Annotated in this window: 17 protein-coding genes; 1 reads left to right on the forward strand and 16 read right to left on the reverse strand. The window is 69.5% G+C overall.

The genetic code is table 11. From position 1 onward, the window contains the following. Positions 1–133: 133 nt before the first annotated feature. The 3 genes from AC5DRG_RS18140 to proB form a co-directional block, all read right to left on the reverse strand. Positions 134–1,420 carry a glutamate-5-semialdehyde dehydrogenase gene (locus AC5DRG_RS18140; RefSeq protein WP_491811582.1) on the reverse strand — a complete coding sequence of 429 codons (1,287 nt, stop codon included), beginning with the start codon at positions 1,418–1,420 and terminating at the stop codon, positions 134–136. Positions 1,421–1,502: 82 nt separating this feature from the next. Next, positions 1,503–1,964, reverse strand: a complete 462-nt coding sequence (locus tag AC5DRG_RS18145; RefSeq protein ID WP_491813071.1) for a DUF8830 family protein — start codon at positions 1,962–1,964, stop codon at positions 1,503–1,505. Positions 1,965–2,117: 153 nt separating this feature from the next. Next, positions 2,118–3,224, reverse strand: a complete 1,107-nt coding sequence (gene proB / locus AC5DRG_RS18150; RefSeq protein ID WP_491813073.1) for a glutamate 5-kinase — start codon at positions 3,222–3,224, stop codon at positions 2,118–2,120. 235 nt (positions 3,225–3,459) lie between these two features. On the opposite strand from proB, the gene AC5DRG_RS18155 reads away from it, so the two are divergent. Further along, positions 3,460–4,869: a polysaccharide pyruvyl transferase family protein gene (locus AC5DRG_RS18155; RefSeq protein WP_491811583.1), complete on the forward strand. Its 1,410-nt coding sequence runs from the start codon at positions 3,460–3,462 to the stop codon at positions 4,867–4,869. A gap of 5 nt (positions 4,870–4,874) precedes the next feature. On the opposite strand, the gene AC5DRG_RS18160 is transcribed toward AC5DRG_RS18155, so the two are convergent. The 13 genes from AC5DRG_RS18160 to AC5DRG_RS18220 form a co-directional block, all read right to left on the reverse strand. After that, a complete protein-coding gene (locus AC5DRG_RS18160; protein WP_491811584.1) occupies positions 4,875–6,095 on the reverse strand; it encodes a glycosyltransferase family 2 protein in 1,221 nt (406 codons plus the stop codon). Positions 6,096–6,297: 202 nt separating this feature from the next. Next, positions 6,298–8,343, reverse strand: coding sequence for a hypothetical protein (locus AC5DRG_RS18165; protein ID WP_491811585.1), 2,046 nt, complete (start codon positions 8,341–8,343; stop codon positions 6,298–6,300). 110 nt (positions 8,344–8,453) lie between these two features. Beyond that, entirely contained in the window at positions 8,454–9,953 is a 1,500-nt protein-coding gene (locus AC5DRG_RS18170) for a D-ribitol-5-phosphate cytidylyltransferase (RefSeq protein WP_491811586.1), read from the reverse strand. Positions 9,954–10,176: 223 nt separating this feature from the next. Then, positions 10,177–11,382, reverse strand: a complete 1,206-nt coding sequence (locus AC5DRG_RS18175) for a hypothetical protein (protein ID WP_491811587.1) — start codon at positions 11,380–11,382, stop codon at positions 10,177–10,179. Positions 11,383–11,519: 137 nt separating this feature from the next. Next, positions 11,520–13,070 (reverse strand): alkaline phosphatase D family protein, encoded by a 1,551-nt coding sequence (locus tag AC5DRG_RS18180; RefSeq protein ID WP_491811588.1) that lies wholly within the window; start codon positions 13,068–13,070, stop codon positions 11,520–11,522. A 305-nt stretch (positions 13,071–13,375) separates the two neighbouring features. Continuing rightward, positions 13,376–14,812 (reverse strand): GTPase ObgE, encoded by a 1,437-nt coding sequence (gene obgE, locus AC5DRG_RS18185; RefSeq protein ID WP_491811589.1) that lies wholly within the window; start codon positions 14,810–14,812, stop codon positions 13,376–13,378. 150 nt (positions 14,813–14,962) lie between these two features. Continuing rightward, positions 14,963–15,217: a 50S ribosomal protein L27 gene (gene rpmA, locus AC5DRG_RS18190; protein WP_007381992.1), complete on the reverse strand. Its 255-nt coding sequence runs from the start codon at positions 15,215–15,217 to the stop codon at positions 14,963–14,965. A gap of 14 nt (positions 15,218–15,231) precedes the next feature. Beyond that, positions 15,232–15,552 carry a 50S ribosomal protein L21 gene (gene rplU / locus AC5DRG_RS18195; protein ID WP_007381993.1) on the reverse strand — a complete coding sequence of 107 codons (321 nt, stop codon included), beginning with the start codon at positions 15,550–15,552 and terminating at the stop codon, positions 15,232–15,234. A gap of 200 nt (positions 15,553–15,752) precedes the next feature. Continuing rightward, positions 15,753–16,355, reverse strand: a complete 603-nt coding sequence (rfbC, locus tag AC5DRG_RS18200; RefSeq protein ID WP_491811590.1) for a dTDP-4-dehydrorhamnose 3,5-epimerase — start codon at positions 16,353–16,355, stop codon at positions 15,753–15,755. 10 nt (positions 16,356–16,365) lie between these two features. Continuing rightward, positions 16,366–18,369, reverse strand: a complete 2,004-nt coding sequence (locus AC5DRG_RS18205) for a glycosyltransferase family 2 protein (RefSeq protein WP_491811591.1) — start codon at positions 18,367–18,369, stop codon at positions 16,366–16,368. After that, positions 18,366–19,268, reverse strand: a complete 903-nt coding sequence (gene rfbD / locus AC5DRG_RS18210) for a dTDP-4-dehydrorhamnose reductase (protein ID WP_491811592.1) — start codon at positions 19,266–19,268, stop codon at positions 18,366–18,368. Before rfbD ends, AC5DRG_RS18205 begins: the two co-directional genes overlap by 4 nt. Continuing rightward, complete coding sequence (gene rfbB / locus AC5DRG_RS18215; protein WP_491811593.1) at positions 19,265–20,251, reverse strand: dTDP-glucose 4,6-dehydratase; 987 nt, start codon at positions 20,249–20,251, stop codon at positions 19,265–19,267. Before rfbB ends, rfbD begins: the two co-directional genes overlap by 4 nt. Beyond that, on the reverse strand, positions 20,248–21,315 hold the full coding sequence (locus AC5DRG_RS18220) for a glucose-1-phosphate thymidylyltransferase (protein ID WP_491811594.1): 1,068 nt from the start codon (positions 21,313–21,315) through the stop codon (positions 20,248–20,250). Before AC5DRG_RS18220 ends, rfbB begins: the two co-directional genes overlap by 4 nt. Positions 21,316–21,410: the final 95 nt, after the last annotated feature.

Raw genomic sequence — 21,410 nt, forward strand, 5'->3', positions numbered from 1 at the left:
CGGCATCTCACCAGCACCAGCAGCCCGCCGGCGCCACCACAAGCCCCTCGCGACCGGCTCCGTGGCCCGTCGACGCCACCCGGCAGGCCCCTCGGCACCGGCCCCGTGGCCCATTGGCGCCGCCCCGCAGCCGTCAGCGCCGGATGTGCCCGTCCCCCGTGACGATGTACTTGGTGCTCGTCAGCTCCGGCAGGCCCATCGGGCCCCGGGCGTGCAGCTTCTGGGTGGAGATGCCGATCTCCGCGCCGAAGCCGAACTGGCCGCCGTCCGTGAAACGGGTGGAGGCGTTGACGGCGACGGTGGTGGAGTCGACCAGCTGGGTGAAGCGGCGGGCGGCCTGCTGGGAGGTCGTGACGATCGCCTCGGTGTGGCCGGAGCTCCACAGCCGGATGTGCTGGACGGCCTTGTCGAGCGAGTCGACGACGGCGGCGGCGATGTCGTAGGAGAGGTACTCGGTGTCCCAGTCCTCCGGCGTGGCCTCGACGACGGTGGCCTTGGAGTCCTTGGCATAGGCCAGCACGCGCTCGTCGGCGTGCACGGTGACCCCGGCCGCCGCGAGGGCGTCCAGGGCGCGCGTCAGGAACTCGGGGGCGATGTCCTGGTGGACGAGGAGGGTCTCGGCGGCGTTGCAGACGCTGGGCCGCTGGGCCTTGGAGTTGATCAGGATGTCGATCGCCATGTCGAGGTCGGCGTGGGCGTCGACGTAGACGTGGCAGTTGCCGACGCCGGTCTCGATCACCGGGACGGTGGACTCGGTGACGACGGTCTGGATCAGGGAGGCGCCGCCGCGGGGAATCAGTACGTCGACGAGACCCCGCGCGCGCATCAGCTCGCGCACGCTCTCGCGGCTCTCGCCGGGCACCAGCTGCACGGCGTCGGCGGGCAGGCCGGCCCCGCCGACGGCGTCCCTGATGACGCGTACGAGGGCGGTGTTCGACTCGTAGGCGGAGGCCGAGCCGCGCAGCAAAACCGCGTTCCCGGACTTGAGGCACAACGCCGCCGCATCCACCGTCACGTTCGGGCGGGCCTCGTAGATGATGCCGACGACGCCCAGCGGGACGCGGACCTGGCGCAGGTCGATGCCGTTGGGCAACGTGGAGCCGCGGACGACCTCGCCCACCGGGTCGGGCAGGGACACGACGTCCCGGACGTCGGAGGCGATCGCGCGCACCCGCTCGGGCGTGAGCGTGAGCCGGTCGATGATGGCCTCGCTGGTGCCGGCCTCGCGGGCCTTGGCGATGTCCCTGGCGTTGGCCTCGACGATCTCGCTCGTACGGACCTCCAGCGCGTCCGCGATGGCGAGCAGCGCGTCGTCCTTCTCGGCCCGCGGCAGCGGCGCGAGGTCGGCGGCGGCGGCCTTGGCGCGGTAGGCGGCCCGGTTGACCGGGGACATGGAGTCGTACGGCGAAAGCGTGGTCATGAGGGAAGGGTAGTGCGCCTCACGGGCCCGTCCACCGGCTATCCCAAACCGCGAGACAAGCCCAGAAGGGCCCGAAGGGGGCTCAAAAGGGATGTACGCCTACGGGGGTCGCCGGCAGCGGGCCGTACCCCTCTGAGATGCGCTGGTGGTAGGTCTCGCGGTCGATGACCTCCAGGCCGACGATCTCCCAGGGCGGGAGCTGGGCGGTCTGGCGGTGCTCGCCCCACAGCCGCAGGGCGACGGCGGCCGCGTCGTGCAGGTCGCGGGCCTCTTCCCAGTAGCGGATCTCGGCGTGGTCGTTGGCATACCTGCTGGTCAGCAGAAAGGGGTGGTCGTGGGCGAGCTGTTCCAGGCCGCGCCGCACCTCCTTCAGCGGGGCCTCGGCGCCGGAGACGCTCAGCGTGACGTGCCACAGGCGCGGCAGGTCCTTCGGCTCCGCGTAGTGGTCCCCGGCCGCGACGCTGGTCAGGGCGCGCTCCTCGCCGACCGCCCGGGCGGGAGCAGCACCGGCGCCACCACGGGACGCCGCCGTCCCAGGGCGCACTCGTCTCACGACGGCCTCCTTTGCGCAGTGCTTGTACTCGCTCGTGCGGAACGTGTCCCTAAGACAAAGTTGAGCAGCCCGCAAGCCTTCGTGTGGCGCTTTTGCGGAACGTCCACCTCACGGCGGTGGCACCGTTCGGACGTTCCCCTCCCGTTACGGGTGCAGGACGACCAGATCGTCCCGGTGGACGACCTCGCGCTCGTAGGCCGGGCCCAGCTCGCGTGCCAGTTCCCGGGTCGAGCGGCCGAGCAGCTGGGGGATCTCCTTGGCGTCGAAGTTGACGAGGCCGCGGGCCACCGCGTGCCCCGTGCCGTCGCGCAGTTCGACGGGGTCGCCCGCGTTGAACTCGCCCTCGACCGCGGCGATTCCGGCCGGCAACAGTGACTTGCGGTGTTCGACGACCGCCCGCACCGCTCCGTCGTCCAGCGTCAACGCCCCCTGCGGGGTGGACGCGTGCTGGAGCCACAGCAGCCGGTCGGCGGAGCGCTTTCCGGTGGGATGGAAGTAGGTGCCGGTGTCCGCGCCGGACAGGGCGTCGGCCGCGTGGACCGCGCTGGTCAGCACGACGGGGATGCCGGCGGCGGCCGCGATCCGGGCGGCCTCGACCTTGGTGACCATGCCGCCGGTGCCGACGCCGGCCTTGCCCGAGCTGCCGATCTCGACGTGCGCGAGGTCGGCCGGACTGTGCACTTCCGCTATCCGCGAGGTGCCGGTCTTGCTGGGGTCGCCGTCGTACACGCCGTCGACGTCGGACAGCAGCACCAGCAGGTCGGCCCGGACGAGGTGGGCGACCAGGGCGGCGAGGCGGTCGTTGTCGCCGAAGCGGATCTCGTCGGTGGCGACGGTGTCGTTCTCGTTGACGATCGGGAACGCGCCCATCGCGAGGAGCTTGTCGAGGGTGCGGGAGGCGTTGCGGTGGTGGGCGCGGCGGCTGGTGTCGTCGGAGGTGAGCAGGATCTGGCCGACGCGGATGCCGTAGCGGGCGAAGGAGGCGGCGTAGCGGGCCACGAGCAGGCCCTGGCCGACGCTGGCGGCGGCCTGCTGGCGGGCGAGGTCCTTGGGGCGGCGGCGCAGGCCCAGCGGGGCGAGTCCGGCGGCGATGGCGCCGGAGGAGACGAGGACGATCTCCTTCTCCCCACCGCTGCGGCTCTTGGCGAGGCCGTCGACGAGCGCGTCGACACGGTCGGCGTCCAGGCCGCCCGCCGCGGTGGTCAGCGACGAGGAACCCACCTTGACGACGATCCTGCGGGCCTCGCTCACGGCCTGCCTAACCCCTGCCACGTGCTGTCCTGTCCCCTCGCGTAGGTCCGGCTGCCCCGCCAGGCAATCTACGCGAACGGGGGCGGGAGCCGTGCATCGGTCCAGCCCCCGGACAAGGCGGGCTGTAACACCACGCTCACGCGTCGCATCCGGCAAAAAGGTTGTACGGGTTGCGTATGGAAATCAAAGACCAGTCAAATTTAATTTGAACTCCGTGTCATCTAATGTTCACCCCGTGAAGCGCATACTCCTGAGGTCGGGGAAGAGCCCGTTCGACGCCGTCTCCGTGGAGGAAGCCCTCCACCGTGACGTCATCGCGACCAACTCCGGCAATCTGATCTTCAGCGACGCGACCCACAAGATCCTTGAGATCCCGGGTACCGAGGTCGTGTCCAGCCTCATGCGGGTCGACCCCGCCGCCGCGGGGCGGATCAACGAGGAGTACGACGCCTTCGTCGTGCCGCTCGCCAACGCGTTCCGGCTCTCGTTCGAGGGCGCTCTGACGCGCCTGACCCAGCTGATCACCAAGCTGAAGATCCCCGTGGTGGTGGTCGGAGTCGGCGCGCAGAGCGGGCTCGACAACGACCCGGCCCGCCTCAAGCGCATCGAGCCTGCCGTACGCGACTTCGTCTCCGCGGTGCTGGACCGCAGCGCGTCGATCGGCGTGCGGGGCGACTTCACCGAGAAGTACCTCAAGGACATGGGCTTCAGGGACGTCGAGGTGATCGGCTGCCCGTCCCTGTTCATGTACGGCAAGGAACTCGACGTACACAAGCGGGTGTCGGAGCTCACCCCCGAGTCCCGGATCGCGATCAACGGCTCGCACAGCGCCGTGCGGAAGCAGGGCATGGGCCGGGTCATCTCGCGCACCCACGAGCGCTATCCGAACCTGACCTACATCGCCCAGAACCTCAGCGACGCACAGCAGTTGCACTGGCGGGACCTGTCGCACCCGAACGGCCGGATCACGCAGATGCCGACGCATCCCGACCACCCCATGTACCGCGAGGGCAAGGCCAGGCTCTACGTCGACCCCGTCACCTGGATCGACGACCTGCGCGGATTCGACTTCTCCTTCGGCTCCCGCATCCACGGCAACATCGCGGCGCTGCTGGCGGGCACACCCGCGACCGTGCTGTGTGCCGACTCGCGGACGCTGGAGCTGTGCCGCTACTTCGACATCCCGCACCAGCAGATCGACCAGGTGCCCGAGGACATCGACCCGGCGCGGCTGTACGAGCAGGCCGACTTCGGCAAGCTGCTCGGCGGGCACCAGGAGCGGTTCGAGCGCTTCACGGGGTTCCTGGACCGGAACGGGCTGCAGAACACGTTCACGCACGGCGACGGCGGCGCGGCCTTCGAGAAGCGTCTGCGCTCGCTGACGTTCCCGGCGGGCATCGGTCCCTGGAACGACGCCGATATCGCCTCGCTCACCACGCGCTTCGGCTGGCTGCAGAGCAGCGTCGCCCAACTGTCCAAGGAAAACGCGCAGTTGAAGCGGGAGCTGGCTCAGTCGAAGGCCAAGAGCGCCAGGACGGCCAGGCTGGTCGCGGGCATCCCCCAGCAGCCCACGGCCTCGGTCTACCGCCGGGCCCGGCGCGCGGTGGGAGCACCGCTACGCAAGGCCCTGCGGTCGGGGCGATAAGCCCGTCAGGCCGCCGCCGCCCGACCCCCCGAGGCGACCTCGCGGGACAGCAGCACCCGCCGCGCCCTGCCCAGCGCGCGGCGCACGACGCTGCCGGCCGACTCCCGATACCCCTGAACGGCCCGCGCCTCGCGAGGCGCGGCCAGGTAGACCGAGTCGGGGATACCGGCCGCCTCTGAGCGAAAGTGCGGGTAGGCCAGGTACACCCGGTGACCCCTGGCCTCTATGACCGCGGCTGCCTCGCGCTTCGTCTTGACGAACTCCACGACCTCCTCAAGGAGTTCGGGCCGCCCCTCGGCCACCAGATGCAGTCGCAGCCGCTCGTTGACCCGGAGGCGGCGGGCGACGGCCTCGGTCCAGTACGTCTCCAACAGAGGTGCCGCCAGCTCGAACTTGTGGCGCCTGACCTCCTCGCTGTCCTTGAGGTACTTGGGGCCGAACTGCGGCAGCAGGGTCACCAGGAAGGGGCGGACCATGAGCGCGTCGCGCTTCGTGCCGGCCGGGACCAGGTCCGCGATCAGCTTCATCAGGGCGCGGGCGGAGTCGAAGCGCAGGGTGTAACTCCCGCTCTTCGTCACGTGTTTGCCGTCCTCGCGGCCCACCAGGTAGTAGCAGGTGTGGTCGGCGAGGACGGAGACGCCGTCGGCCCGCAGATACGCCTCCATCGTGAACAGCGCGTCCTCGCCGGTCCACAGGGACTCGTCGAAGCGCATGCCGTGCCGCTCCAGGAGGGCACGGCGGAACAGCTTCTGCGCGCTCAGCGTGAACTTGATGTTGGAGGAGAAGACGTCCGTCCGCTCCAGCGTCCTGTCCCACATCGACCGGGGCGGCTTGCGGTTGACGCCCTCGACGCGGCCGAGGACCACGTCCGTGCCGTTGCGGTCGGCCATGGCGACCATCCGCTCCAGGGCCTCAGGGCCGAGCCGGTCGTCGGCGTCGAGGAAGAAGACGTAGCGTCCGGTCGCCTTGCCGAGGCCGATGTTGCGCGGGCCGCTGGGGCCGCCGGAGTTCTCCTGGCGGATGACGGTGACCGGGATGGGGACGCGGGCCGCGAAGGCCTCCAGGTACTCCCCCGTGCCGTCCGTCGATCCGTCGTCGACCGCGATGACCTCCATGCGCGTCGGATCGATGGTCTGCGCCTCGACGGACGCCAGGCACTCGACGAGGTACGGCATCGCCTCGTACGCCCCTATGACCACGCTCACATCAGGCTGCTCAACAGCCATGTTTCCCCCTCGTACATGAAGCATTCCCCCGGGCTTACCTCAATCGCTTCCTACTAGACGGTTGGCTTCGACAAGCGGTTGCCTCGCCACTTTCGTGACTCAGGTCACATCAGTACAGGTCGCATCAGTAAGGGCTCGGCCCCGAGGAATGCTCTCCTCGGGGCCGAGCCCTTACTTGTACGTCGGGGACGCCCGACCTCGTTCAGACCGCCAGTTCGGCCCCGTCGGACGCGACCCGGGACTCCTGGCCGACGTTGCGTGTCTCCGCCTTGGCGGCGAGGTTCGTCACGGCGGTGTTGAACTGGTCGATGGACTTGGGCTCGTCCGGGCCCAGCAGGTACTGCTTCAGCTCCTTGCGCTCCGCCGCCAGCGGGTCGGCGGCGGGGTCGCGGACCGCGGCCAGCAGCGCGCCGAGCTCGGCGGCGCTGTTGGAGAGGATCACCGCGGCGCGCACCGCGGTGTTCTGCCGCTTGAACTCCTCGACGCCCAGCTCCGCGGAGTCGGTGACCGCGTACGGCTTGCCGCTCTCGATGAAGTCGGAGACGACGCTGGAGATGTCGGAGACCATCGCGTCGGACACGTTGAAGCAGTCGTACAGGCGGGGCTCGGCGCCCGCGATGACCCGGTGCTCCCAGGTGCCGAAGGAACGCCAGTACGCGTCGTTCCACTCGCCCCGCAGCCGGGCGATCTCCTCGTGCTTCGCCACGTCGACCACACCGTCGCGGGTGGCCTCGGCCTCGTCGCCCTTCTCGCCGCCGTTGCCGGACAGCTCGGCGATCCGGGCCTCGATGCGGGCCAGTTCGGCCTTGGCCTCGGCCTGGGCGGTCGCGTCCACGGCGAACTTCGGGTCGGCGGCGCGCTTGGCGGCGGCCTTCTCGACCAGCGCGGTGATGCGCCGGTGCGCGGCGCCGGCCTCGGCGCTGACGGTGCCGGTGAAGGGGTGCGGCTTGTAGAGGACGCGGACGGGCGGGTCGGCCTTCACCAGCTTCTTCACGATGCTCTCGCCGGCGAGCACCAGCGAGGTGTTGCCGGGGTTGGCGTCCCAGCCCTCCCAGGTGGGGGCGTAGAGAACCGTCGGGCAGTCTCCGGCCCCTGCGCCCCGCGCGGTCTCGATCGACGCCAGCTGCGGGCGGCCGACCTCCACGATGTCGTCGTCGCGGACACCGACGTCGGCGATGGCATAGCGGTCGCGGCCGGCGCGACCGGCGGTCCACACCTCGTCGTACACCTTGCTGAACGGGTTGACGCTGGCGAGCTTGTCGCTGTCGCCGTGGCCGATGAAGACGTGCTTCATGGTCGGGACGCGCAGCAGGTGGATGTTCTTGCCGACGTTCGCGGCGTACAGCGCGACGCGCACCGCGGACAGGTCCATGTTCATCAGGTGCACACCGCCGGGCACGCAGATGACGGGGACCGTGGTGGGCGCCAGGTTCTGCAGTATCACGCGCTCACGCAGGAGGATCAGCGGCCGGGAGTCCAGTTGCTCCATCGTCTCCAGCCACATGTTGACCTGGTACACCGAGTCCTTGGAGCCGGAGAAGTACAGCACCGTCTGCGGCTTGTACCCGCCCAGCCAGTCGTCGACGGCGGCCAGCACCGTGTCAGCGTCCGGCGGGGTCTTCTGGCCGCGGACGTACGGCATCAGCGCGAGGACGTACAGGCCGCCGAGGACCAGCGTGACGCCTATGCCGATGAGGGCGGCGAGGGCCGAGTCGGTGGCCCCGGCGACCAGCAGGCCGACGACCGCCGCGAGGTCGAGGTGGAGCATCTTCTCGGCGGAGCGGTTCAGCAGGCTCTGCGGCGGGGCGTCCGGGATGTCGATGCGCGACTTGAGGTCGACGTTGCGGGTGGCGACCGGCATCCGGCGGCGGTTGCGGATCAGGGTGATCAGCGCGCCGTGCGGGGCCTGGAAGCCGTAGGAGGCGATGAAGCAGGCGATCGCGCTGTAGAAGATCAGGTCGTTCGAGAGGTCGAGGCGGGCGAGCAGCAGGACCAGCAGGAGCTGCCGGATCAGGAAGCGGATCGACAGACCGGCCCTGACCTTGCTCAGCCGGTTGATCAGGTAGCTGCCCTGTCGGTGCAGATAGTGGTCCGCCAGGTACGTCACTGCGGCCGCGGCCGCGAAGGCGGGAACGCTCGGGACGAGAGCGGCCAGCATGAGGGCGGGATAGCCCAGCATCATGAGAGCCGCTGCGGCCAGTTCGGCCGCGCTGCCCACCCGGGCGACGCGAATAGCGGTGGAAATCACGGAGAACCTGCTCCAAAGGGCCTTTTTGACTTTACGGATTCAGGCCCCTGTGAATGCTTCGTGAACGAGCAGCCACAGAGGCCTGAATTTCGATCGCTATTTGCAGTCGATTATGCCACGCCGCCCTGATGGTCCAGGACGGAGGCCAGCGCCTGCTCGAAGCCGGAGGCCTTGCCCGCGGCGGCCGTCGGGTCCAGCTGACGGACGTCGATGACATGGCCGGTCAGCTCGGACAGCAGCACGTCGAGCGAGGTGCGGGCCACGGCCTCGGAGGAGAGCAGGCTGCCCGCGGGCTCCTGGCCGAAGGCCTTGGTGCGCATCGGGGTGGCGGTGCGCTCCGGGTTGATGCAGTTGACGCGGACGTCGTCGCCGGCCCACTCGTCGGACAGGGCCTGGGTGAGGTTCACCATCGCGGCCTTGGTCGAGGAGTAGAGGCTGTACTCGGCGCGGCCGCGGGTGTAGCTGCTGGACGTGTACAGCAGCAACTGCCCCTTGGTCTCGGCCAGGTACTTGTACGCGGAACGGGCGATCTGGACCGGGGCCAGGTAGTTGACTTTCAGCGCTTCCTCGATGGTCGCGTTGTCGGTCTCGGCCAGCTTGCCGATGCGCAGCACGCCCGCGGTGTTGATGACGTAGTCGATACGCCCGGTCTCGGCGTAGGCCTTGGACAGCGCGTCGTCGACCTCCTCCGGGTTCTCGACGTGCGTGCCGGTGGTGGAGCGGCCCAGCGCGTACACCGAGGCGCCGTAGCCCTCGGCGAGTGCGGCGATGTCCTTGCCGATGCCGTAGGAGCCGCCGAAGACGACGAGCGTCTTGCCGGTGAGCAGCTGTCGGTACTCCTCCTCGCCGTTCTGCTCGGGCGCCGCGGTGGAGGCCAGCTGGAACAGCTTGTCGGCGATGAAGACGTCGACGGGCTGGGTGACCTTCATGTTGTACTCGTCACCCGCGACGACGTGGATCGGCACGTCCGGCAGGTAGCGGAGTACGACCGTGCAGTCGTCCGTGGCCTGGAAGTTGGGGTCGCCGGCCGCGACCTCGTAGGCCCGCCGAATCGTGGACAGCTTGAACGCCTGGGGCGTCTGGCCGCGGCGCAGCCGGGAGCGGTCCGGGATCTCGGTGATGAACTCGCCGTCCTCGCCATGCGTACGGGTCACGATGATCGTGTCCGCGGACGGGATGGCGACGTCGACGGCCTGGTAGCGCTCCAGGGCGGCGACGCAGTCGTCGATCACCCGCTGCGACAGCAGGGGGCGAACGGCGTCGTGGAACAGGACGTTGGCGTCCTCGCCCTCGGCCAGGCCCTCACCGAGGGCCGCGATGGCACGCTCGGTGGTCTCGTTGCGCGTGGCGCCGCCCTCGATGATCCGCGTGACCTTCTTGAACCCGGCCTTGGCGACGATCTTCTCGACGTCCGGGACATAGCCCGGCGCCATCAGGACGATGATGTCGTCGATCGAATCGGCGTTCTCGAAGGTGGTCAGAGTGTGCTCGATGACTGCCTTGCCGGCGATCTTCAGCAGCTGCTTGGGGATCGAGAGCCCCACGCGCTGACCGGTACCGCCGGCCAGGACGACTGCGGTGGTACGGGGCTTGGCTATGCGCTGTGACACAGGAGACCTACCTCGGGACAACGGGGAACTCGGAAATGGTCCCACTTGCGGTTACCGCAGTGCAAGGTGAGCGCCCCCCGCTGCATATGTGCGCGCAACCTGTCATTCACCTTGTACTGCTGGTGATGCGTGAGACCACTCGCCGAACACGCGTATCACCCGGGAAAATCGCTGTGAGTAACTCCACAGCAATCCGGCGCCGCTGTGGGTGATCTCGACTCGCTCAGCGTCGCCGCAGCTTCTTGAGGCAGCGGTGCCCGAGCACCCGCACGAGTTCCTTCGACGACGTCTGGTGAACCGTGCGCGCCTTGACCGGAGCGGGGTGCCGGACCGGGGCCGCGGCAGCCGCGGCGAGTGCGCCGTACAGCGCCTGGGCAGCCACCTCGGGGGCGATCCGGGGCGTCTCTGAGGCCCCGTCGGCCGGCTCGGCCGCCTTCGATACGGCGGACAGCAGCGACGGATCACCGATGACGCGGACGCCCGACGCGACGATCGTCTCCGCCATCTCGCCGCCGACGGTCGCGGCGGCCTCGATCGCCCACTGGGGCGTCGAGATCTTCACGTCGTCGGGACCGGGAAGGCACACGTTCTTCATATGCATCACGGCGCCATATCGGACGAGCTTCGAATAAAGCTCGTCCGGGAGTTCATTGGCCCGGAATTCCACATTAAGATTCCGCAGCATTTCGGTCTCGGCGAGGGTAAGGGAACGATTCGCCGTGTCCGGAACGGGCTGGAGGAGATTCTCGGGCAGCCCGAGGAGCGACTCGAAGACACGCATCAGACCGCCCCGGTCGCTGTCGTCGACCACGACGACGGTGATCCGGTCCGGACCGACCACCCGGGCCCAGCGCTCGACGAGCCGGTCGTGCCGGTGCCGGCGCCAGAAACTGGGGTTGGGCTTCTCGTACGGGGCCTTGCGGAGCATGTGCTCCAGCCAGTCCTCGTAGCCCATGCGCAGGCCGTTCTGGACGTACTGCTGCCACTGCGAGGGCATGATCTTCGCCAGCGGGCGCAGGGTCACGAGGACGTGCACCCGGTCGCCGCCGAGCTCCTCGACGACCCGGGCGATGGTCTCGTCGTCCGGGGCGTCCGCGAAGAACTCGCTGCTGATCACCGAGGTCTGCCCGCCGGTGGCGTCGACCTGCTCCACCAGCCGCTGCCAGTGCCGCTCGGTGGGCTTGGTGTTGCCCATCATCCCGGGGCGGGCGCAGGCGGCGAGCACCGCTTCCATCGGGTGCCTGCTGCTCGCCGGGAAGACGACGCCGTGCTCGGGCATCGCGTCCTTCGCCGCGAACAGCGCGCCCTGGATCGACGTCGTACCCGTCTTGTGCGGGCCGATGTGCAGCAGCCGGGTCCCGGTCGGCAGGGGGGCTATCGCCTTCGCGCCGTTGGCCGGGAGTTCATCTCTCGTACAGTCCGTCTCCATGGTTAAGGGATAGTAAGAGGAATCCCTGAGACTGTGCTGAGAGAAGCCTGGAACACAGATGAGTCCTAGGCTCCAGCCACACACTTTTCACATTTGTGACTTCCGTCACGCAGGCTCCCGCCCGCCTCAGGTGAGACTCACACCATGCGCACGCCCGGCTCGTCCGACTCGACACGCAGCTTGGCCAGCGTGCTCGCGACCGCCGTCGGCTGCCGCACGGTGCTCACCGTCCGGACCTCCGCGTCGATGCCGTCGCGCCGGATGTCGAAGAGGTGGTAGCCGCGGTGGGCGTCGATCAGCTTCCAGTGCGGGTTGTCCGGGACCAGCGGGTCGAACTGGGCGTGGAAGGCGGCCTGGTCCTGGTCCCCGTTGCTGGAGATGGACGTACCGACGAACTCGGCGCCGACGACGTCCGAGTCCGGATCCGCGTAGTCCTTCTTCAGGTCGCTGATCATCGTCAGGTGGCGGTCGCCGGTGAGCACGACCGGGTTGCGGACGTCTGCGAACTCCGCCATCAGCGCGTTGCGTTCGACCTGGTAGCCGTCCCAGGCGTCGTAGAACCACTGCTTGCCCTCGCCGACCAGCAGATCGGTCTCGGCGACCATGATCTGCGAGGCGACGAGGTTCCAGCGGGCGGGCGAGTCCTGCAGCCCGTCAAGCAGCCACTGCTTCTGCTCGCCGCCGAGCATGGTGAGCGACGGGCTCTTGGCCGCTTCCTGGCTGGTCACCTGGTCGCTGCGGTACTGCCGGGTGTCCAGCACGTTGAGCCGGGCGAGCCGGCCGAACTCCAGGCGGCGGTACATCTGGATGTGCGGCCCGCTGGGGATCGCGGCGGCCCGCACCGGCATGTGCTCGTAGTAGGCCTGATAGCCCGCGGTCAGCCGGGCCACGAACGCGTCGTGCGTCTGCTTGTCCGGGTCCTGCGGGATCTCGCCGGCGAAGTCGTTGTCGATCTCGTGGTCGTCGAAGGTGACCACGAAGGGCGCGTTCGCGTGCATCGCCGCGAGGTCCGGGTCGGTGCGGTACTGCGCGTACCGGTTGCGGTACTCGACCAGGGTGTACGGCTCTCCGGTCCCCTCATGCCTGCGGACACCCGTCGACGCGGGCGTCGACTCGTAGATGTAGTCGCCGACGAACACGACGACGTCGGGGTCCTGGGCCAGCATGTCCGCGTACGGCGTGAAGTAGCCGTGCTGCCAGTTCTGGCAGGACGCGAGAGCCACGCGCAGGCTGCCGCCCGAGCTGTTCCGGGCGGGCGCGGTGCGGGTGCGGCCGGTGGGCGAGAGCTGGCCGTCGGCGCGGAAGCGGTACCAGTACGCGCGCCCCGGGAGCAGCCCACGTACATCCACGTGAACGCTGTGCCCGTACTCGGTACGGGCCCGGGCCACACCCCGGCGTACGACCCTCCTGAACCGCTCGTCGGAGGCGATCTCCCACTCCACCGGCACAGCGCGGTCGGGCATGCCGCCGCCGTTCAGCGGGTCGGGGGCGAGTCGCGTCCACAGCACGATGCCGTCGGGCAGCGGGTCGCCGGAAGCCACACCGAGGCTGAACACGCCGTCGGGCAGCGGGGTTTCGGCAGCTCCGGCGGCGGACGGCAGCCACAGCTGGGTGGAGGCGGCGGCGCCGAGCACGGCGGCGCCCGCGGTCAGAAAGCGGCGTCGGTCGGGGGATACTGCTCCGGTCATCGCGAACTCCCTTGCGTCGCTGGCCTCTTGGACACCTTGGAAGCTCACGCTCCGGGTCGGTCCGCCGGCTGAACCCGATCCTTCGCGAGCATGACAAATAGGCAGACAGCAGAAGACCCGCTGCGGCACGGGAACGCTCCCTTGTCGCAACGGGTCTGACGGTAGATCAGTGATCAGCCTTGACGAAGCACCCCATGGTCCCGGGCACGTCGGCTCCCGAGGCCTGAAACAAAAGCCGGGCGCGGAGAGGACAAGATCCTCATCCGCGCCCGGTACGACTCCCTGGCGTAACCCGCTCAGGTCCCCTAGAAGGGATTGAAGTCGTCGAACTCCTGCTCCGCCTCGTCCCGTTCGGCCTGCTTGTCGCGGCGGCGCTGGGTCGCGGGCCGGGGTGCCTCGAAGCGGTGGTCCTCGCCCCGTCGGCCGAGCATCTCGGCGCCGGCCATGACGGTGGGCTCCCAGTCGAAGACGACCGCGTTGTCCTCGGGGCCGATGGCGACGCCGTCACCGGAGCGGGCGCCCGCCTTCATCAACTTCTCTTCCACGCCGAGGCGGTTGAGCCGGTCGGCGAGATAGCCGACGGCCTCGTCGTTACTGAAGTCGGTCTGCCGCACCCAGCGTTCGGGCTTCTCGCCCCGCACGCGGAACAGGCCGTCCTCCTCCTGCGTCACGGTGAAGCCCGCGTCGTCCACGGCCTTGGGCCGGATGACGATCCGCGTCGCCTCCTCCTTCGGCTTGGCGGCGCGCGCCTTGGCGATCAGGTCCGCGAGCGCGAACGAGAGTTCCTTCAGCCCGAGGTGCGCGACGGCGGACACCTCGAAGACCTGGTAGCCCCGGGACTCCAGCTCCGGCCGCACCATCTCGGCGAGGTCCTTGCCGTCCGGTACGTCGATCTTGTTCAGGACGACCATCCGGGGACGGTTGCCGAGGCCGCCGTACTGCTTCAGCTCCTCCTCGATGATGTCGAGGTCGGAGACGGGATCGCGCTCGGACTCCAGGGTCGCCGTGTCCAGCACGTGCACGAGCACGCTGCACCGCTCCACGTGCCGCAGGAACTCAAGGCCGAGCCCCTTGCCCTGGCTGGCGCCGGGGATCAGCCCGGGCACGTCGGCGATCGTGTAGACGGTCGCGCCCGCCGTGACGACGCCCAGGTTGGGGACGAGGGTGGTGAAGGGGTAGTCGGCGATCTTCGGCTTGGCGGCGCTCAGCACCGAGATCAGCGAGGACTTGCCGGCGCTCGGGTATCCGACCAGCGCGACATCGGCGACGGTCTTCAGCTCCAGCACGATGTCCTGGAAGTCGCCGGGCACACCGAGCAGCGCGAAGCCGGGCGCCTTGCGGCGGGCGGAGGCGAGAGCGGCGTTGCCGAGCCCGCCCCGGCCGCCCTGCGCGGCGACGTACGTCGTCCCCTGGCCGACCAGGTCGGCGAGCACGTTGCCCGCCTTGTCCAGCACGACCGTGCCGTCCGGCACCGGCAGCACCAGGTCCTGCCCGTCCTTGCCGGAGCGGTTGCCGCCCTCGCCGGGCTTGCCGCTGGTGGCCTTGCGGTGCGGGGAGTGGTGGTAGTCGAGAAGCGTGGTGACGGACTGGTCGACGGTGAGGATCACATCGCCGCCCCGGCCGCCGTTGCCGCCGTCCGGGCCGCCGAGCGGCTTGAACTTCTCACGGTGGACGGAGGCACAGCCGTGACCTCCGCTACCCGCGGCGACATGCAGTTCGACGCGGTCCACGAAGGTGGTCATGGTTCGGTGCCTCCAGATAGTGCCGACACAGCTCAGGAGCTGCTGTTTCTATTAACAACACGCGAAAGGCGGACCCGCCTTCCCACAAGGGAAGTGAGGTCCGCCTCGCGAAAGCTTCCGATCAGGTGCCTGAATCAGTTACCTGATGCTTCAGGCGACCGGAACGATGTTCACGACCTTGCGGCCACGGTGGGTACCGAACTCCACCGCACCGGCGTTCAGCGCGAACAGCGTGTCGTCGCCGCCACGGCCGACGCCCGCACCGGGGTGGAAGTGGGTGCCGCGCTGGCGGACCAGGATCTCACCAGCGTTGACGACCTGACCGCCGAAGCGCTTCACGCCGAGCCGCTGGGCATTGGAGTCGCGACCGTTCCGGGTGGACGATGCGCCCTTCTTGTGTGCCATCTCTCCTCAGTCCCTTACTTCGCAGCCGCGGGGATCTCAGTGACCTTGATCGCCGTGTACTGCTGGCGGTGGCCCTGACGACGGCGGTAGCCGGTCTTGTTCTTGTAGCGAAGGATGTCGATCTTGACACCCTTGTGGTGGTCCACGACCTCGGCCTGGACCTTGATGCCGGCCAGCACCCACGGGTCGCTGGTCACGGCGTCGCCGTCGACAACGAGCAGGGTCGAGAGCTCGACCGTGTCGCCAACCTTGGCAGTGGAAATCTTGTCAACCTCAACGATGTCGCCGACAGCAACCTTGTGCTGGCGACCACCGCTGCGCACGATGGCGTACACGCGGATCTCACTCTCTCACTCAAGAACGGCACCCCCGCAGTCCAGCCGCCCGGGAAGGAACACCGGCGGCCTCTCCCAGCCGCCGAGGCAAGCCGGGAGGGATGAGGTTTACGGGGATGTGGCGCGCCCATATCCAAGGACACGCCGACGGTCAAGGTTACGGGGCCCGGCGTGAGGGGTCAAACCGGGCCCCGTCCGGGTCAGGAACCGAGGGACCCGAGGCTCTCCCGGTAGGCCACGCACGCCTCGTAGGAGGGCAGCAGGCCCTGTTCGCGGGCCTCGGCCAGGGTGGGCGCCTGCTCGTCCTTGGCGGAGAGCAGCGGGGCGAGGTCCGTCGGCCACTCGATGCCGAGGTCGGCGTCGAGCGGGTGGATGCCGTGCTCGCGCTCGGGGGCGTAGCCCTCGGAGCAGAGGTAGACCACGGTGGCGTCGTCGCTGAGGGCCATGAAGCCGTGGCCGAGGCCCTCGGAGAGGTAGACCGCGTGGTGGTCCCGGTCGTCGAGGCGGACCGCCTCCCACTGGCCGAAGGTGGGCGAGCCGGTCCGGATGTCCACGATCACGTCGAGGACCGCGCCGCGCACGCACTTGACGTACTTGGCCTGGCCGGGCGGCACGTCCGCGAAGTGGATGCCGCGCAGGGTGCCCCGGCTGGAGACGGACATGTTGGCCTGGGCCAGGGTGAGCGGGTGCCCGGCCGCCTCGGTGAACAGGGGCGCCTTGAACCACTCGTGGAAGCTGCCCCGGCCGTCGGGGAAGACCTTCGGCTCGTGCACCCAGGCGCCGGAAATCGAAAGGGGTCGCATCAGAGGGTCCTCAGCTCTTCTTCTGCTGGTTCGTGAGGGCGCGCTTGACGCGCCCGGCGGCCCGGCGCCACAGCGGACGCGGCGGGGCGGGCTTCTTCTCCGCGACGGGCTTCGGCGCGGGCTTGGGCTCCGGCGGGGTGTGCCGGTCGATCACCCGGGCGGTCGCCTCCGCGTCCACGACCACGTCGACGGGCAGCCGGGTCCACTTCGCCGCGCCCCGGGCGGCGGACGGCACACCGATCCGGACCGCCCAGCGCTTCCCGGTGAGCTGCTCCAGCGGCAGCGAAGCGCTCACGCTACGACCGTCGACCACGGCGTCGGCCGGGAACTTGCCCACGTTCTTGCGCTCGAACCGCAGCTGCACCGCGTTCCCGGCGTCCGCCGCGAGGTGCAGCGGGAGCGGGAGCCGGACAGTGGAGCCGTCGACCACGGCAGCGGCCGGGTCCATCACTGCCACCGCCTCGCCCTCCAGCTTGCCGGTGTGCTGGTCGACGTCGAGCGAGAGGTTGCCCGGCCCGTCGGTCCAGTACGGCAGGACCAGCCGCCTCGGCTCACCGGTGAGCGCGGCCACCCGGCCGGCCTCCACATCCTCGCCACGCACCGCGCCGAGCCGGGTCTCCTTGCCCCAGCCGCAGGACTTGACACGCAGGTGCAGGTCCCAGATGCCCTTGTCCAGGGGCCCGCCCGCGGCCGCGGTCTCCGGGTCGAGCACGGCACGCGCGGTCATCCGCAGCGCGAAGGAGTCGTCGCCAGCGTCCAGCCGGTGCGGCTCGCTGTCCAGCGGGAGGTAGTACTGCGTGGCGTTGTCCCGGTGCCGGACGACCAGGTCCACGCCGCTGGCGTCGACCGGGGCGTCCAGGCTGATGTCCTGCCCGGCCAGGGCCTTGAGCGCCTCGGCGGAGAGCGGCAGCCCGAGCAGGTCGCGCTCACCGTCGCGGCGGAAGGTCAGCGGGGCGCCGTCCACGTCGTACTCGCCGCTGAAGCCGATGTTGAGCTTGCCGTTCTCCCAGGCCAGGGAGGTGAGTTCGCCGGTGGGCCGGATCGCGGCCTCCCATTCGGCGAGCGCCCGGATGTCCTGGTAGAGGTCGGCGACGATCAGGCCGGCCACCACCTGCTGGACGGGGGCGATCTGCGCGATGACGCCCGGTCCGAAGCGTTCGGTGACCACGCCGCGGATCTCGCGGTAGAGCTCCTCGGCGTAGTCCTCGGGGAGCTTGAGGAGACGCTTGCCGCGCAGCCGCTCGACCATCTCGTTGCGCAGCCAGCGGCTGAACAGCCGGTCGCGCAGCGGGCCCGGCTCGGTGAGTTCCTCGACCACGTCGAGGGCCTCGCGCAGGTTCCCGAAGTAACCGGCCGGGTCGAAGCGCTGGAAGCCGGCGTTCGAGCCGTCGTCCCGGGTGATGTGGTAGTAGCAGAGGTAGTCGCCGAGGACGGCGACGCTCTTCGCCCTCAGGTAGGCCTCGGCGACGAAGACGTGGTCCTCCAGCCGCCGACGGCCCTCCTTGAACCGCATGCCGTGCTCGTTCAGGAACGCCCGGCGGAACATCTTGTGCGGGGTCAGGCTGTCGATCAGCGGCGCGTTCTCCACGGTGGCGTGCGGCCGGTTGACCCGGAACAGCTCCTGCGGGACCGGGCGGCCGATGCCCGCCATCTTTCCTACGACCACGTCGGCGTCGTTCGCCTTGCCGTACTCGTACATCCGCTCCAGGGCCTCGTCGCCGAGCCAGTCGTCGTGGTCGACGAACATGACGTACTCGCCGCGGGCGGCGTCGACGCCGGTGTTGCGGGGGCGGCCGGACCAGCCGGAGGACTCCTGGTGGATGACGTGCATATGGGCGTGCTCGGCGGCCAGCTCGTCGAGGCGGGCGGGCGTCTCGTCGGTGGAGCCGTCGTCGACGAAGAAGACCTCGAACTCGTCCGGGGTCAGGCTCTGCCGCAGCAGGGAGGAGACACAGTCCTCGACGTACTTGCCGGGGTTGTAGACCGCGATGACGACGCTGACCTTGACTGTCACGCCGGGTTCTCCTTCTCGTGGACCCGGTGGATCTCCGGGAAGGCCTCGGCGAGAGCCGCGCGCCAGTCGCGCGGCGGCTCGATGCCGGCCGCGTGGAAGCGGTCGTGGCCAAGGACGCTGTAGGCGGGTCGGGGGGCGGGGCGGGTGAACGCCGCGCTGGTGGTCGGGCGGACCCGGTCCGGGTCGGCGCCAAGGAGCCGGAAGATCTCCCGGGTGAAGCCGTACCAGGTGGTCTCGCCGGAGCTGGTGCCGTGGTAGATCCCGGCCGGGGCGGTGCCGGCCAGAGCGCCGCGGCCAAGGGCCAGCAGCAGTCCGGCCAGATCGGCGCTCCAAGTGGGCTGGCCGCGCTGGTCGTCCACGACGTCCAGGGTGTCCCGCTCGCCCGCCAGCCGGATCATGGTGCGCACGAAGTTGGAGCCGCCGGCGCCGTACAGCCAGGCGGTGCGGACCACATAGCCGTGGTCCGGGAGGGTCTTCAGGACGGCCTGCTCACCGGCCAGCTTGGTGCGGCCGTAGGCGCTGCGCGGGGCGGTGGGGGCGTCCTCGGCGTACGGGGTGGTGGCGTCGCCGGCGAAGACGTAGTCGGTGGAGACGTGGAGCAGGACGGCGCCGGTGCTCGCGCAGGCGGCGGCCAGGTGGGCCGGGCCGTCACCGTTGATCCGCAGCGCCTCGGCCTCGCGGGTCTCGGCGTCGTCCACGGCGGTCCAGGCCGCGCAGTTGACGACCACGGCGGGGCGGTGGAGCTCCAGCGCCTCCCGGACGGCCGCGGGGTCGGTGAGGTCCAGGGCCGCGCGGTCCAGCGCGACGAACTGCTCGCCCTCGGCGGCCAGTTGGTCGAGCACGTCCTGGGCGAGCATGCCGCCCGCTCCGGTGACCAGCCAGTTTCGGTTGTCTGTCACAGCGCCGCGCGCTCCTTCAGCGGCTCCCACCACGACCGGTTGTCCCGGTACCACTGGACCGTCTCCGCCAAGCCCTGCTCGAAGCTCTTGCGGGGCTCGTAGCCGAGCTCCTCGCGGATCTTCGTGCAGTCGACGGAGTAGCGCCGGTCGTGGCCCTTGCGGTCCTCGACGTACTCGACGCTGGTCTCCCAGTCGGCGCCGCAGGCCGCGAGGAGCAGCCCGGTGAGCTCCTTGTTGGACAGCTCGGTGCCGCCGCCGATGTTGTAGACCTCGCCGGCCCGGCCCTTGGTGCGGACCAGCTCGATGCCCTGGACGTGGTCGTCGATGTGCAGCCAGTCGCGGACGTTACCGCCGTCGCCGTACAGCGGGACCTTCTTGCCGTCGAGGAGGTTCGTGACGAAGAGCGGGATGACCTTCTCGGGGAAGTGGTGGTGCCCGTAGTTGTTGGAGCAGCGGGTGACGCGGACGTCCAGGCCGTGGGTGCGGTGGTACGACAGCGCGATCAGGTCGCTGGACGCCTTCGCCGAGGAATAGGGCGAGTTGGGCTCCAGCGGGTGCGTCTCGGGCCAGGAGCCCTCGTCGATCGAGCCGTAGACCTCGTCGGTGGAGATGTGCACGAAGGTCTTGATGCCGGCCCGGTGTGCCGCGTCGATGAGCGTGTGGGTGCCGACCACGTTGGTGCGGACGAACTCCGCGCCCCCGTCGATCGAGCGGTCCACGTGCGACTCGGCGGCGAAGTGCACCACCTGGTCGTGCTCGGCCATCAGCTTGCCGACCAGCCCGGGGTCGCAGATGTCGCCCTGCACGAAGGCGAATCCGGGGTGCGCGCGCACCTCGTCGAGGTTGGCCGGGTTGCCCGCGTACGTCAGCTTGTCCAGGACGGTGATCTCGACATCACCGGGGCCCTGCGGGCCGAGCAGCGTACGGACGTAGTGGGAGCCGATGAAACCGGCCCCGCCGGTCACCAGGATTTTCGTCGTCATGAGGAAATCTGCACCTTGCTGTGGTCGCCGAGCACGAGTCGGTGGGCCGAAGGGTGACGGGGGGCGGGCGTGACCTCGACATCGCGCCCGATGAGGGAAGCCTCCACCCGCCGCACGCCGGTCACGGAGGAGCCGCGCAGCACGATGGAGTACTCGATCTCGCTGTCCTCGATCCGGCAGTCCTCGGAGATCGAGGTGAACGGGCCGATGTACGCGTCGCTCACCACCGTACCGGCGCCGATGATCGCGGGTCCGACGATCCGGCTGCCGCTGACCCGGGCGCCCGCCTCGATGCGCACCCGGCCGATGATCTCGCTGCCCTCGTCCACCGTGCCCGCGTTCAGCGGCTCCACGGTCTCCAGGACGGACCGGTTGACCTCCAGCATGTCGGTGACATTGCCGGTGTCCTTCCAGTAGCCGGAGATCGTGGTGGAGCGGACGTCACGCTTCTCGTCGATCAGCCACTGGATGGCGTGCGTGATCTCCAGCTCGCCGCGCCAGGAAGGCTTGATGGAGCGGACGGCCTCGTGTACTGCCGCGGTGAACAGATACACGCCGACGAGCGCCAGATCGCTCTTGGGCTCCTTGGGCTTCTCCTCCAGGCCGATCACCCGGCCCTCGGCGTCGAGTTCCGCGACACCGAAGGAGGTGGGGTTGGGGACCTTGGTCAGCAGGATCTGTGCGTCGCGCCGCTCACTGCGGAACTCCTCCACCAGGCCCGTGATGCCGCCGACGATGAAGTTGTCGCCCAGGTACATCACGAAGTCGTCGTCGCCGAGGAAGTCCTGGGCGATGAGCACGGCGTGGGCGAGGCCCAGCGGCGCGTCCTGCGGAATGTAGGTGACCTCGATCCCGAACCGGGAACCGTCGCCGACCGCCTCGCGGATCTCGTCCGCGGTGTCCCCGACGACGATTCCGACCTCGGTGACCCCTGCTTCGGCGATCGCTTCCAGGCCGTAGAAGAGCACTGGTTTGTTGGCGACCGGCACCAGCTGTTTGGCCGAGGTGTGCGTGATCGGGCGGAGGCGGGTGCCCGCTCCCCCGGAGAGCACGAGAGCCTTCACGTATTAACCCCCCATGCGATGCATGTGCGGGGATCAAAATCCCCGTTTGTCTGAGTTTGGCGTTATTCAATCTCCTCATCTTAACCTTGTCCCCT

This window comes from Streptomyces sp. JLBG701 (genome assembly GCF_058544905.1).

Excerpts from the sequence above, each read along its gene's own strand:
- rpmA (WP_007381992.1), bottom strand. The coding sequence starts at position 15,217 with ATGGCACACAAGAAGGGCGCATCGTCCACCCGGAACGGTCGCGACTCC.
- AC5DRG_RS18180 (WP_491811588.1), bottom strand. The coding sequence starts at position 13,070 with ATGACCGGAGCAGTATCCCCCGACCGACGCCGCTTTCTGACCGCGGGC.
- rfbB (WP_491811593.1), bottom strand. The coding sequence starts at position 20,251 with ATGACGACGAAAATCCTGGTGACCGGCGGGGCCGGTTTCATCGGCTCC.
- AC5DRG_RS18140 (WP_491811582.1), bottom strand. The coding sequence starts at position 1,420 with ATGACCACGCTTTCGCCGTACGACTCCATGTCCCCGGTCAACCGGGCC.
- AC5DRG_RS18175 (WP_491811587.1), bottom strand. The coding sequence starts at position 11,382 with ATGGAGACGGACTGTACGAGAGATGAACTCCCGGCCAACGGCGCGAAG.
- AC5DRG_RS18160 (WP_491811584.1), bottom strand. The coding sequence starts at position 6,095 with ATGGCTGTTGAGCAGCCTGATGTGAGCGTGGTCATAGGGGCGTACGAG.
- obgE (WP_491811589.1), bottom strand. The coding sequence starts at position 14,812 with ATGACCACCTTCGTGGACCGCGTCGAACTGCATGTCGCCGCGGGTAGC.
- rfbC (WP_491811590.1), bottom strand. The coding sequence starts at position 16,355 with ATGCGACCCCTTTCGATTTCCGGCGCCTGGGTGCACGAGCCGAAGGTC.